Consider the following 12,851-nt stretch of genomic DNA (forward strand, 5'->3'; position numbering starts at 1 on the left):
AGAATCTTGGACAATCTAAAAAACAATACTTATGGTACAACAACGCTTTCAGAGAACACCCCAACTCAACGGCGACGATGTCGACGCAAAACGCAAGGAAATACATGCTTATTTTCATACCACGTTGGATCGCTACGAACGGCTATTCGATACACTGCGTAATGAGAATGCCTATTATAAAAAACCCATTACATTACGTCACCCATTAATTTTTTATCTGGGTCACACAGCCACTTTTTTTATCAATAAACTGATTCTTGCAGGATTAATTGCCGAGCGTATCAATCCAAAAATGGAATCCATGTTTGCTGTGGGTGTTGATGAAATGAGCTGGGATGATCTGGATATATCTCATTATGAATGGCCCGCCGTCGAGGCTGTATACGCTTATCGTAACAACATGCGTAACGTGGTGGATAAGCTGATCCGTGATCTACCACTGACTTTGCCTATCACATGGGAAAGCCCCTGGTGGGCTATCCTGATGGGCATTGAACACGAACGCATTCATTTGGAAACCTCTTCGGTATTAATTCGTCAACATGCTATCGAGTATGTTCAGCCCAGTACGGCCTGGGAACCCTGCCGCAAATCCGGAACGGCGCCACAAAACAAACTCATCACTGTAGCAGCCGGGCATGTACAAGTCGGTAAAAATAAAACGGAACAGGAGTATTATGGATGGGATAACGAATACGGTTGTCACTCAGCAGAAATATCAACTTTCCAGGCCAGTCAGTACTTAGTCAGTAACCAGGAATTTTTAGCCTTTGTAGAAGCCAATGGTTATACAACTGAAAACTACTGGGAGGAGGAAGGCCGTTCCTGGCAAAAATATGCTGGCGCAAGGCACCCTACTTTCTGGATTAAGCAAAACTCCGAATGGCGGCTGCGGTTAATGACAGAAGAAATACTCATGCCCTGGGATTGGCCCGTAGAAGTAAACTATCATGAAGCCAAAGCCTTCTGTAACTGGAAAACAACTACCAGTGGACAACCGGTAAGACTGCCGACAGAAGATGAATGGTATCGACTGTACGATACCGCCAATCTGACTGAAGTATTACAAAATGAACCTGCAGTGGGTAATCTTCATCTCGATTATTATGCTTCAAGTTGTCCTGTTAATGAGTTTCCGCAGGGTGAATTCTATGACATTGTAGGCAATGTCTGGCAATGGACCGAGACCCCTACTTACCCATTTGAAGGCTTTGATGTGTACCCTTATTATGACGACTTCACCACACCTACTTTTGACAATCAGCATAATCTCATTAAAGGCGGTTCTTGGATCGCATGTGGTAATGAATCTCTGAAAAGCGCACGTTATGCATTTCGTCGTCACTTTTTTCAACATGCCGGGTTTCGTTATGTCGTCACGGATACCCCAGCAACAGTACAAAGCTCAAACTATGAAACGGATAAGCTGCTTTCTGAGTATGGCGAGTTTCATTATGGTGATGTTTATTTTGACGTACCTAATTTTCCCAAGACACTGGCTGAAATAGCCATTGCGGCTATGGCTGATAAGCCGGCACGGACTGCTCTTGATCTGGGGTGTGCTTCCGGTCGGTCCACGTTTGAGCTGGCACATCACTTCGATCATGTCACTGGCATTGATTTTTCAGCTCGTTTCATCGGACAAGGAGTACAGCTGGCAGAACAAGGTGTTTTGCGTTATACACTAACAGATGAAGGCGATCTCGTTTCTTACAAAGAACGCACGCTAAAGGGTCTTGGCCTCGACAGCGTTAAACATAAGGTTGCGTTCTATCAGGGTGATGCCTGCAATCTAAAATCAATTTTTACTGCTTATGACCTGATACTTGCAGCCAATTTGATTGATCGTCTATATGATCCGGCAAAACTGCTTACCTCCATTCATACCAGACTGAATACCGGCGGTCTATTGATGATTACTTCACCTTATACCTGGTTGACTGAACACACCAAAAAAGAGGCATGGATCGGTGGATTCAAACGTGATGGCGAAAACTTGACAACCTTAGATGGACTAAAGGAAATTCTGGGGCCACATTTCAAATTGATTCAAGGACCGCAACCGGTACCCTTTGTCATTCGTGAAACCAAGCGCAAATTCCAACACACACTGGCAGAAACAACTATCTGGGAGAAAATTTCTTGAGCGATAGTTTTGGCCATGATCTCAGCCGTAAAGGTACCGATAGTCTCAAATATGATGGGCGACAAAACATATTTGGCACGGATGATGTTATTCCTCTGTGGGTTGCTGACATGGATTTTGCTACGCCACCGGCTGTAACCCAGGCATTAGTTGAGCGAGCCCGCCATCCCATTTATGGCTACACGCTCTACCCGGATAGCCTCTATGACGCTACCGTAGACTGGCTACAACGACGTCATAACTGGTCAATACAGCATGACTGGATCGTCATGTGCCCGGGCGTTGTATCTTCATTAAATGCCGCTGTGATGGCTTTTACTGCATCAGGTGATTCGGTCATCATACAACCCCCTGTATATTTTCCCTTCTTCACAGCAGTCACACAAACAGGTAGAAAGCTTATACAGAATCCGCTACATCTAGAAAAGGGGCGCTATACGATAGATTTTGATCATCTGGAGCAATGTGCCAAACAAGCACACTTGTTACTCCTGTGTTCTCCGCATAATCCAGTTGGTCGAGTATGGCACGAGTCTGAGCTGAAGCGCCTGTTGCAAATTGCTGAACAATACGATTTAATTATATTTTCCGATGAAATCCATGCTGATCTGGTCTACCCCGGCAATAAGCACCATACCCTGGCAGCCTTCAATGCCAGCCACACCCCTATCATTACCGCAATTGCACCTAGCAAAACCTTTAATATTCCCGGATTGAATTTGTCCGCCTTAGTTATTCCAGACGAAAAAGTCCGCGCAGCCATCAAAAAAATATTCGACACTTTACATATAAGCGCGTCTAATCCATTCAGCATTGTTGCCTTTGAAGCGGCTTATCGAAAAGGAGAAGCATGGTTAGAGGCACTACTTATTTATCTACGTGACACCCGCGATTATGTTGCAGCATTTTTGAACGATCATTTACCGAAAATAAAGCTAATCGGGACAGAGGGCACTTATCTGCTATGGTTAGATTGCCGCGCATTAAATATGAATGACAGGCAACTTCAACATTTCTTTATCCATCAGGCAAAAATTGGCATGAGCCCCGGCACACTATTTGGTAATGAAGGCAGCGGTTTTATGCGTTTAAATATTGGCGCACCTCGCCAGACCATCATGACAGCACTGGAAAATATTAAGCAAGCCAGTAAAGAATTAGATTAAGAAATTTCTATTAAGAAACAAAAAAAACCGCCTTGTAAGGCGGTTTTTTTTGTTTCTTAATAGCCGATGAGATAAGGTTATATCTGCATCAAGCTAACTATTAAATATTAATGTCCAGCTGGACGTGGGTCAGCCCCTTCTTTCAGACAGTTACCATTTCCATCCAGTCCAAATTCACAATCGGGTGTTTCCGGTTCACCCATATTGGCACCACCACAAGCAGTTAAAAATAGCACCATGAGAGCTGCAACAAAAATTGATAATTTCATCGTTTCTATTTCCTTATTTAAAATTAATTATGGCCTACCAGTTTAATGTATAACGATAATTTAGTATACGAATGAAAAAAATCGAATAGAATCTTACCAAAAATTATCCTGAAACTACAGTACCTTAATCATAAAATAAAATCAGCAAAAAAACCAATCACTATATTCTCATCTGACTCGGGACAGGTCTGAAACAACTACCAAACCACGACAATCCATGCTATTAAAGCCTATTCAAAAACATCGCAATACTCGGCCATTCCCACAAAACAATCTCTTTGTCTTTCACAATATCCGGTAAATGCTTTCCTGGAATATCATAAGAATCCTGATCGCAAATAAGTAACACTGGTAGCCTGGCTTCATAAGCACAGCGTAATTCCCACTGCTGACCATCTGCCCGAATAATACTTTCACTAATCAAGCCAATCACACCATCACAACCTCTGACTTTTTCCTGAGTCTCTGCTCTCCAAGCACTCTCCCATGATCTCTTCATAGGCATATCAACACACGTAAATTGGCCATTTTCTTTGCTTATCTGCTCAACAAGCTTATCTCGCAGACTGGCATCCTTTAATGCAGAACTGATAAAAATCTGGTTCGTTGAAGCCATTTCTTCTCTCCTTCAGATGGTTTAATTGATTATCAAATTATAAAAGACACGAAACATTGTATTTCGTGTCTTTTAGAAAAAAAATATAACACCCAACTGATGGAGCGTCAACGCACTTGAAAAGCACTGCATTCGCTTCATTTCAACAATCATATGTTGCTTTCTGTATCTATCTTACGTTCGCATATCATAATCAAACAGAATCTACTGAATCCCTATCCTCAGCATACAAAATAATCTTATACAAGTTTTTTGACATCCTCCCCTTCCTAAACGAAGGGGATTCCTAGCGACTTATTAAGCCGTTAAGAGTAGGTTTGTATTGCTACTGCCTACTGGTTCCTGCTTCTTAGACGAAACTAACGTTTCAACTCCACAGGCTAACAAGCGATGTCCTCGCTCAAGTACATTCAAGGCACCTACCAAGTCGGCATTGGCTTTAAATCCACATTCTGTACATTCAAAAGCACTTTGGCTTTTGCGATTGTCACGACTAACATGTTGACATCTAGGGCAGGTTTGAGAGGTGTATTGAGGGTTTACCTTCAATACATCCCCGCCTGAACAAGCCTGTTTATACTCCAAAAACGAAACAAACATTCCCCATCCTTGGTCAAGAATGGATTTGTTTAGACCCGATTTCGCTTTGACGTTTTTACCATGCTTTTCAACACTGCCCTTGGCACTCTTAGACATGTTTCCTATCTTTAAATTCTCAACTACGACCATTGCGTGATTTTTGCTGATTTCGGTTGAGGTTTTGTGTAAGAAGTCTAAACGAGCATTGGCAATACGCTCATGCAGTCGGGTAATGATTTGTTTCTGCTTTTTCCAGTTAGCAGAGAAACGGACTTTTTTAGACAGCTTACGCTGTTCAAAAGCCAGTTTCTTTGATAACTTTCTGAAACTGTTTAAAGGTTCTACGTATGAGCCGTCTGACAAGGTTGCAAAGCGGGTAACGCCCATATCAACACCAATCATACTGGTTGAGCTATGGCGCTTTAGCTCGGTCTCGTACTCAGTCTGAATCGACACGTACCAATAACCGCCTTTACGGGAAATCGTCATATTTTTAACGTCACCAATGACTTGGCGTGAATTACGATATTTCACCCAACCGATTTTAGGCAAGAACACTTTGCTAGACTCTTGCTCCAGCTTAAATCCTTGTGGATAACGAAAGCTGTCACTCAAACCTTTTTTCTTGAATTTTGGAATCCGTTTTAAAGGCTGTTTTTTATCAAAACCGTCTTTGAACGCTTTTTCTAAGTTTTTTAAGGCTTGTTGCAACGGTTGAGAATGAACGGTTTTTAGAAATCCATAATCTTCTGAGGATTTCCATAGCTTTAGCCAAAATGACAACTCGTTGTACCAAAGCAATGGCTGTTTCTGCTCTAATCTGAACAGATTCATTGCTAAGGCTTTATTCCAAACAAACCAATTAGCACCTGCAAACTCAACCATCTTCTGTACTTGGTCAGAATTTGGATTGAGTCGAGATTTAAAGGCTTTGCGTATAATCTACTTCATGGTTATAATTATACAAAAAGGAATTGGTCTATACAAGTTAATAACGATGTAATAACAGGAAGACATTGCGTTTTTAATCTTCATGTTCATTTGGTCTTTGTAACAAAACACCGTAGAGATGTTTTCTCCGGAAGGGTATTAATTGATTTGGAAGAAATATTTAAAAACGTGTGTTTGGATTTTGAAGCAGAATTGGTGGAATTTAACGGTGAGCATGATCATATTCACCTTTTAGTTAACTATCCACCAAAAATTGCTATTTCTAACTTGGTAAATAGTTTGAAAGGCGTTTCAAGCCGACTTATTCGCAAAAAGAATTATCCCGAAATTAAAAATAAGCTTTGGGGTAATATGCTTTGGAGTCCAAGCTATTTTGCGGGTAGTTGTGGTGGAGCACCACTCTCGATTATTAAGCAATATATTGAACAACAGCAAAGACCGCATTAAACAGGCTTCGCCTGTGCGCTTATATCTCCGCCCTGAAGGACGAAGTTTTACGCGCTATTTGATAAATCAATAAACTACCTGCCAATCTAATTACTTCTGGCTAATTTTACTTAGCTGAGGCAGAGCAAACGATTTTATGCTGCAGCAACCCTATACCAAAAACAGCCATTATAATTGAAAGGACAGGATTAAGAAGATTCAGAAATGCATACGGCGCATACTCCAGGGTGGAAATTCCCAGTGTCGCTGTATAGAATGCACCGGTTGTCGTCCAGGGAATCAGCCCGGCGGTTAAGGTAGCCCCCTCTTCCACCGAACGGGATAACACCGCGTTATCCAATTTCCGTTTCTGATACGAATCTTTGAATAATTGGCAGCTGAGAATAATTGATATATAGGCCTCGCCCATGGCCAGATTACCCACAAACCCCGAAATGATTGTCGTCGCAATCAATGTACTGATACGTTTGATACGACTAATAATATGTTCCAACAATACGCTTAAGAACCCTGCATGATGTAAAATACCACCCAGCGCCAATGCCATTATTGATAACAGCAGTGTCCACGCCATACTATAAATACCACCACGCCCCAATAAAATATCGATATTTTCTATCCCGGTCGTGCCTGCAGTATTCAGCCATAACGCATTAACGACACTAACGCTGTCTTTTTCCTGATAAAAAATAGCAATAATCATCGCAAGTACAATACTGGAAGACATACTTACCTCAGGAGAAACTCTTTTGATACTTAACCCGAACATCAACAATAGTGGGAGTAATGTAATGAACAGATTTAACTCATAGGCACCGGCCAATGCAATTTTAATGGCATCAATATTATCTTTAGGTAGTAAATTGTCTGAATATTCCAGACCCAATAATATAAAAATTATCAGAACAATAACAAACGCAGGTACCGTGGTATATAACATGGCGTGAATATGACGATAGAGGTCCGTTCCCGCACTCATGGCGGCAAGATTGGTCGTATCCGATATCGGCGAAAGCTTATCACCAAAAGTCGCGCCTGAAATAACCATGCCGGCAACCAGCGCTAGTGGGATACCAATCGTCTCACCAATACCCATTAATACGACCCCTGCCGTACCAGCAGTCCCCCAGGAGCTCCCTGTCGCAATAGACATAAAAGCACACAGAATTAATCCAGCAGCCAGGAATACTGTTGGCTGAAGCAAACCCATTCCGTAATAAATAAGGCTTGCAATAGTGCCACTCTGCATAAAGCTCGCAATTACCATCCCTATCAACATGAATATGTAAATCGCTGGTAATGCTTTGCTGATACCATTATTCATCATGCCCCGGATATCCGAAAAGGCATAACCGAGCAGCGCGGCCTGTGTGCCGACCCACAACAAAGCCAGAAAGATAACTGCATGCACGCTGACTTCAAAAACAAATAAACCCAGGGAAATCATGATGAGTACGATCAGAAAACATCCCCCTGCCTGTAACAAGGAAGGAACCTGCCCGGTAGTATTCGCATTATTTGGCTGTAATTTATTTCTTATCATTGTCAGATGGATCTATTCTCATGGTTTACAGGTCACCGCTTCATTCAATTTCTCTTCTGTTCGTGAGGCTGGATAATATCAGTCTATAACACACGCAGACAGACCTAGAGACTTTTTCAAAAGCCCTCGCCAGAAGTTTTCTACTATTGATTATAAAGGGTTAATTTTTAAACTATTGGGGTTTTGCAAGGGGTCTCGCCTAGCCTGCGTAGCAAGTGCAGCGAGGATAAGCAATGCGACACCCCATCCCGGCAACCTCCTTTTAAAGCATAGGTAAAGGCGTCTGAATGAGTCATCCCCAATTTCTATAATATATAGACCCGAGTAGCGTTCATTTCTTGCTTATATTCCTGCGCCATTATACAGCCCAGACAAATAAAATTTTTAATCATCAACATATTACCTCTATTCACCTAATTCTAAACAAATCATCCAGATAATATCGCTCCATGCATGTACAGGCGGGAAATATGGGTTAAATTCTCCTTTTCTCTCAGCTTCAACATTGTTTTCGTGTGTTATTTTTTAACGCATCCTGCCTGACTAGCAGTGTTCACATTTTTAATCTCTGGGAGTTGTTTGCGATGCTGGTTTCTATCGGATATATAGTCATAATTATTTCTGTATTTGGTGGTTTTGCACTTGCCGGGGGGCATCTAGCTTCGTTATGGCAACCGGTTGAATTACTCATGATTGGTGGTGCTGCAATCGGCGCATTTATCGTTGGCAACTCAGGAAAGGCAATTAAAGCCACATTAAAAGCATTGCCTCGTGTGTTTAAAGGGTCCAAATACACCAAAGCCCTATACATGGAACTAATGACCCTGCTATACGAGATTCTGGGAAGAATACGTAGAGAGGGGTTGATGTCAATTGAAAGCGACATTGATGACCCCACTAACAGCCCATTATTTGCCAAATATCCTGCAATTCTTTCCGATCACCATGTTACTGAATTTATTACTGACTATTTGCGGCTCATGGCGGGCGGTAATCTCAACCCACTTGAAATCGAGAATCTAATGGATAGCGAGTTAGAAACGCATCATCAGGAAGAAGAAATTCCCATCCATACTATCGCAAAAATAGCGGAGGGATTACCCGCTTTCGGTATTGTTGCAGCCGTTATGGGCGTTGTTCACACTATGGAATCCGTTCATCTTCCACCTGCCCAGCTAGGCATATTGATTGCCGCTGCATTAGTAGGCACTTTCCTGGGTATTCTGCTCGCTTATGGCTTTGTCAGCCCTTTAGCTGGAAAACTCGAACAACAATTACATGAGTCGAGCAAATTACTTGAATGCATCAAAATTACACTCCTCGCTAATCTTAATGGCTATGCACCTGTTATGGCGATAGAATTTGGCAGGAAAGTGCTCTTTACTACCGAACGACCATCGTTTATGGAATTGGAAGCACATGTTAAACAAAGCAAATCCAAATAATCCGACTGCTGATAGGTTCTGCGACACGAGGTAATATATGGTTGATGATCTAACACAACGGCCCATCATAATTAAACGCATCAAGAAGAGCACAGGCCAACATCACGGCGGAGCCTGGAAGATTGCCTACGCCGATTTTGTGACGGCGATGATGGCTTTCTTTTTGCTCATGTGGTTAGTTGGATCCACTGCCCAAGGCGACCTGGAAGGAATTGCTGCCTATTTCAAAACACCTTTGAAAGTAGCCTTGTCAGGCGGTTCAGGCAGTGGTGATAGTTCAAGCGTGATCAAGGGTGGGGGTGCTGATCTGACGCGTCGCACGGGCCAAGTGCAAAAAGGTGCTGTCGAAGAGAAAAACAGAGTGATCAATCTTGAAGCTGCCCAAGCCGAACGAGAACGTATCGAGATGCTCCGGTTTAACAAGTTAAAGCTTAAGATTGATAAGGCAATCGATGCTAATCCTGTTTTACAGAAATTCAAAAATCAGTTGTTGGTCGATATCACAACGGATGGCTTACGCATTCAGATTGTAGATGAACAAAACCGACCCATGTTTGCTAATGGTAAAGCAGAATTACAACCTTATACTAAAATCATACTCCATGAAATTGGCAAGGCACTCAATGACGTTCCCAATAAAATCAGCCTATCGGGACATACCGATGCGGCTCTCTTTCCTTTCGGTGATGTCGGTTATAGCAACTGGGAGCTATCGGCAGACCGTGCAAATACATCGCGCAGAGAACTGATAGCTGGAGGCATGGATGCCAGCAAGGTATTACGGGTAGTTGGATTATCTTCTGCTGTATTATTCGATAAAAACGATCCGTTTAACCCGGTCAATCGTCGTATTAGTATTATTGTTATGAACGAAAAAACGGAAAAGGAAATAACTAAAGAGGAGCAAAAGATAGTGGTCGACAATCCGAGAAAATTCAGCAAAGAACCCATTATCGATATGAATAATTAATTATTCAGAATAAAAATAAAGCACAAGCCAACAGCAATCCTTTAGGTATTCACGGTTTCTGGACAGAATTTTAATTATCGTTTTTTTTGATTCTCTTATGATCTTTTATTTTCCGGTTCTATTTTCAAATAAGATTTCAAGGTCTCCATAGCCCATGCTGCACAGATCTGCTCTTTTAATAAATCTTAAAGCAGCGGAATTGATACAGTAACGCAACCCCGTTGGCGCGGGCCCGTCTTCGAATACGTGTCCCAGATGGCTATCTCCATATCGACTACGAACTTCTGTTCTGAGATAGCCTAATTTAGAATCTTTCTTCAGGTTAATAACTGCTTCATTTATCGGTTGATAAAAACTTGGCCAGCCACTTCCCGAATCAAATTTATGAAGAGAGGCAAACAACGGCTCTCCCGAAACAATATCAACATAAATTCCGGCACATTGGTTATCCCAGTATTCATTCTGGAATGGAGGCTCTGTACCTTCATGTTGAGTTACTTGATACTGCAATGTGCTCAGCTTATCTTTAAGCAATGCCGGATCTTTTTTAAAACGCTTATACAGATAGTCCATGCCGGATTCCCCTTATTCAATATCATTAGTTAACTATTCCACCCGTACACCCTTCTCCTCACATATGAGATTATCGCAATCGTTTTCAGGTCAGAACCGATGGAGAAAAACCGGGTTATTTATTCGGAAAACAATCTTCCGGTATTTATTTCTAGAGGCCTTTGCAAAACCCCTGCAGTTGAAAAATTAATTCTTTATAATCAATAGTCAAAAACTTATGGTGAGGGCTTTTGCAAAGGTCTCTCTAGTAATCCCATTAATCCTTTCATCATGCTACATACTCGTTTTATATTTCAATTGGTCCGTGGTAAAAGCGGCCCACGAATAATCTCAAATTGACGCCCATACTGCGTAACCCAAGCCTGATAGAATTGTTGATTCTGGGCAATCACTGTTTTCCTGTTTTTATGCCAGTTGTAAAAAGGAGGAAAATAGATTGCAAAACCACAATGCTTATCAGCACCCACCGCATCACTTTTATCCTTTTTTGTCCAAAAAGCAATAAATGGCGTGTACTCAGCATCTTCGGTTACTTCTGCATATATATACTGACCTCTACGTAAATGGATGTGACTACGGCTCTCCTTTCTATCGATATTCTTATGATAAATGGTTAACCATTGATCGCTGACACTGACAAAAAAATCGTCACCATTTAACTCTGCGGCGCCTTGCTCATTACGCAGTACAATAATCGTATGCATGTCAATTAGCTGCGAAATAAATTCTACTTCGTCCACTTTACGCATCATTGCTCCCCGACCGTTAATTCCATAAAAACAGAAATCGTTTCCGACTCATCGAGATAATCAGGCGGTCACCCTCATTATCAAATAATCTGTTCACCCGATTCATTTTCTACACCCCCCATACAGTGAAGTGGCCCCCATTAACTAGACAACCTGAAGATAAATTAAGCTCTAACATGGCTGGTTAATCAAGCTCAGGCAGCTTGAGAAATTGCATACTTCTGATAGTAAACTTCATCTGGTGTTAGATCATCAAGACTTTGATGAAAACGTTCCTGATTGTACCAGTTGAACCAAACATTTAAGCTTTTTCTTACCTCCTTTAGATTGTTGAATTCCCGGGTATATAAATGTTCGTATTTGACTGTACGCCATAGTCGTTCAACAAAAATATTGTCATAGTAGCAACCCTTGCCATCCATGCTGATCTGTATGCCATTGATTTTTAGTATTGATGTAAATGTCTCACTGGTAAACTGCACACCCTGATCACTATTCATGATTTTCGGACAGCCATGATCCTGAATGGCTGCTTCCAAAGCCTGGGCACAGAAATCAGCGTCCAGTGTGTTGGATATGCGCCAGCTCAATACTTTACGCGAATGCCAGTCCATAATAGCAACAAGATAGCCAAAACCTTTTTCCATCGGCACGTAAGTGATATCGGTCGCCCAAACTTGGTTGGGACGACTAATGGTCCTACCTTTGAGCAGATAAGGATACTTCTTGTGCTGCTTGGCCGGAATACTGGTTTTGGGCTTTGGTGCTGTGCTAATAATGCCCAGTATCTTCATCATTGAAGTTGCTTTCTTGCGGCCTATCATCCTCCTCTGGCGCCTGAACCACGTGGCATAACTGCGTGAACCATACTGTGGTGTTTTCAAATACTGCTCATCCATTTGACGCAACAAGATTAACTCACTCCCATCTGTGGGTTGTGGCTGATAATAATACGACGAGCGTGCAACACCCAGTAAATGGCATTGACGCGATTGACTTAGTTTCTCGTGGTGCTCGATCATTGTTTTGCGCTCAGCAACACTTAATGATCGAGCTTTCTGGCTAAAAAATCGCGTTCCACCGTCAATTGCCCAATCACGCGATGTAAATCGTCGGCACTATGACCACTCTTATTATTGGCGTCACCATTCTTACCAAACAAATCACTGGCTTTTTCAATCAAATGACGTTTCCAGCTATTAATCTGCGTGGGATGGATATGATAACGAGCGGCTAGTTGTGGTACCGTTTCTTCTCCACGTATTGCTGCCAAGGCTATTTTGGCTTTGAATTCTGTTGAATATTGCATGCGTTTCTTGCTCATGATTATGTCTCTCTATTTATCTCATATCAGAGCTTAACAACTTGTCCAGTTTTGCGGTACCACTTCACAGGGC

General features: G+C 42.0%; 13 protein-coding genes. 5 read left to right on the plus strand and 8 right to left on the minus strand.

Translation table 11 applies throughout. The features are described from left to right. Positions 1-31 precede the first annotated feature (31 nt). Together ovoA and BUQ89_RS10780 are read left to right on the plus strand one after the other, a co-directional pair. Positions 32-2,146, plus strand: coding sequence for a 5-histidylcysteine sulfoxide synthase (gene ovoA / locus BUQ89_RS10775; protein WP_028462557.1), 2,115 nt, complete (start codon positions 32-34; stop codon positions 2,144-2,146). Beyond that, a complete protein-coding gene (locus tag BUQ89_RS10780) occupies positions 2,143-3,312 on the plus strand; it encodes a MalY/PatB family protein (protein WP_036574263.1) in 1,170 nt (389 codons plus the stop codon). Before ovoA ends, BUQ89_RS10780 begins: the two co-directional genes overlap by 4 nt. Before the next feature lie 107 nt (positions 3,313-3,419). Here BUQ89_RS10780 and BUQ89_RS13745 read toward each other — a convergent pair whose 3' ends face one another. From BUQ89_RS13745 to BUQ89_RS10790, 3 genes are all read right to left on the minus strand, one after another. Then, positions 3,420-3,581 carry a hypothetical protein gene (locus tag BUQ89_RS13745; RefSeq protein ID WP_177183599.1) on the minus strand — a complete coding sequence of 54 codons (162 nt, stop codon included), beginning with the start codon at positions 3,579-3,581 and terminating at the stop codon, positions 3,420-3,422. 223 nt (positions 3,582-3,804) lie between these two features. Further along, positions 3,805-4,197, minus strand: a complete 393-nt coding sequence (locus BUQ89_RS10785) for a TIR domain-containing protein (protein WP_028462559.1) — start codon at positions 4,195-4,197, stop codon at positions 3,805-3,807. 297 nt (positions 4,198-4,494) lie between these two features. Further along, positions 4,495-5,718: an RNA-guided endonuclease InsQ/TnpB family protein gene (locus tag BUQ89_RS10790; protein ID WP_342743003.1), complete on the minus strand. Its 1,224-nt coding sequence runs from the start codon at positions 5,716-5,718 to the stop codon at positions 4,495-4,497. A gap of 39 nt (positions 5,719-5,757) precedes the next feature. On the opposite strand from BUQ89_RS10790, the gene tnpA reads away from it, so the two are divergent. Then, positions 5,758-6,174: an IS200/IS605 family transposase gene (gene tnpA, locus BUQ89_RS10795; protein WP_074202668.1), complete on the plus strand. Its 417-nt coding sequence runs from the start codon at positions 5,758-5,760 to the stop codon at positions 6,172-6,174. Positions 6,175-6,280: 106 nt separating this feature from the next. Here the strand turns inward: tnpA and nhaC are convergent, their stop codons facing one another. Continuing rightward, positions 6,281-7,717 (minus strand): Na+/H+ antiporter NhaC, encoded by a 1,437-nt coding sequence (gene nhaC / locus BUQ89_RS10800; RefSeq protein ID WP_036574133.1) that lies wholly within the window; start codon positions 7,715-7,717, stop codon positions 6,281-6,283. Positions 7,718-8,301: 584 nt separating this feature from the next. Here nhaC and motA point away from each other — a divergent pair. Next, positions 8,302-9,162, plus strand: coding sequence for a flagellar motor stator protein MotA (gene motA / locus BUQ89_RS10805; protein ID WP_028462494.1), 861 nt, complete (start codon positions 8,302-8,304; stop codon positions 9,160-9,162). 37 nt (positions 9,163-9,199) lie between these two features. Further along, positions 9,200-10,132, plus strand: coding sequence for a flagellar motor protein MotB (motB, locus tag BUQ89_RS10810; protein WP_028462495.1), 933 nt, complete (start codon positions 9,200-9,202; stop codon positions 10,130-10,132). Between the two features lie 105 nt (positions 10,133-10,237). On the opposite strand, the gene msrB is transcribed toward motB, so the two are convergent. The 4 genes from msrB to BUQ89_RS10830 all read right to left on the minus strand — a co-directional run bounded on the left by msrB (position 10,238) and on the right by BUQ89_RS10830 (position 12,778). Continuing rightward, on the minus strand, positions 10,238-10,705 hold the full coding sequence (msrB, locus tag BUQ89_RS10815) for a peptide-methionine (R)-S-oxide reductase MsrB (protein ID WP_028462496.1): 468 nt from the start codon (positions 10,703-10,705) through the stop codon (positions 10,238-10,240). A gap of 293 nt (positions 10,706-10,998) precedes the next feature. Further along, positions 10,999-11,457: a hypothetical protein gene (locus tag BUQ89_RS10820; RefSeq protein ID WP_143071299.1), complete on the minus strand. Its 459-nt coding sequence runs from the start codon at positions 11,455-11,457 to the stop codon at positions 10,999-11,001. Positions 11,458-11,648: 191 nt separating this feature from the next. Beyond that, entirely contained in the window at positions 11,649-12,476 is an 828-nt protein-coding gene (locus tag BUQ89_RS10825; protein ID WP_074202604.1) for an IS3 family transposase, read from the minus strand. A 20-nt stretch (positions 12,477-12,496) separates the two neighbouring features. Next, positions 12,497-12,778, minus strand: coding sequence for an IS3 family transposase (locus tag BUQ89_RS10830; RefSeq protein ID WP_074202475.1), 282 nt, complete (start codon positions 12,776-12,778; stop codon positions 12,497-12,499). Positions 12,779-12,851: the final 73 nt, after the last annotated feature.

This window comes from Nitrosomonas cryotolerans ATCC 49181, assembly GCF_900143275.1.
Classification (GTDB): Bacteria; Pseudomonadota; Gammaproteobacteria; order Burkholderiales; family Nitrosomonadaceae; genus Nitrosomonas; species Nitrosomonas cryotolerans.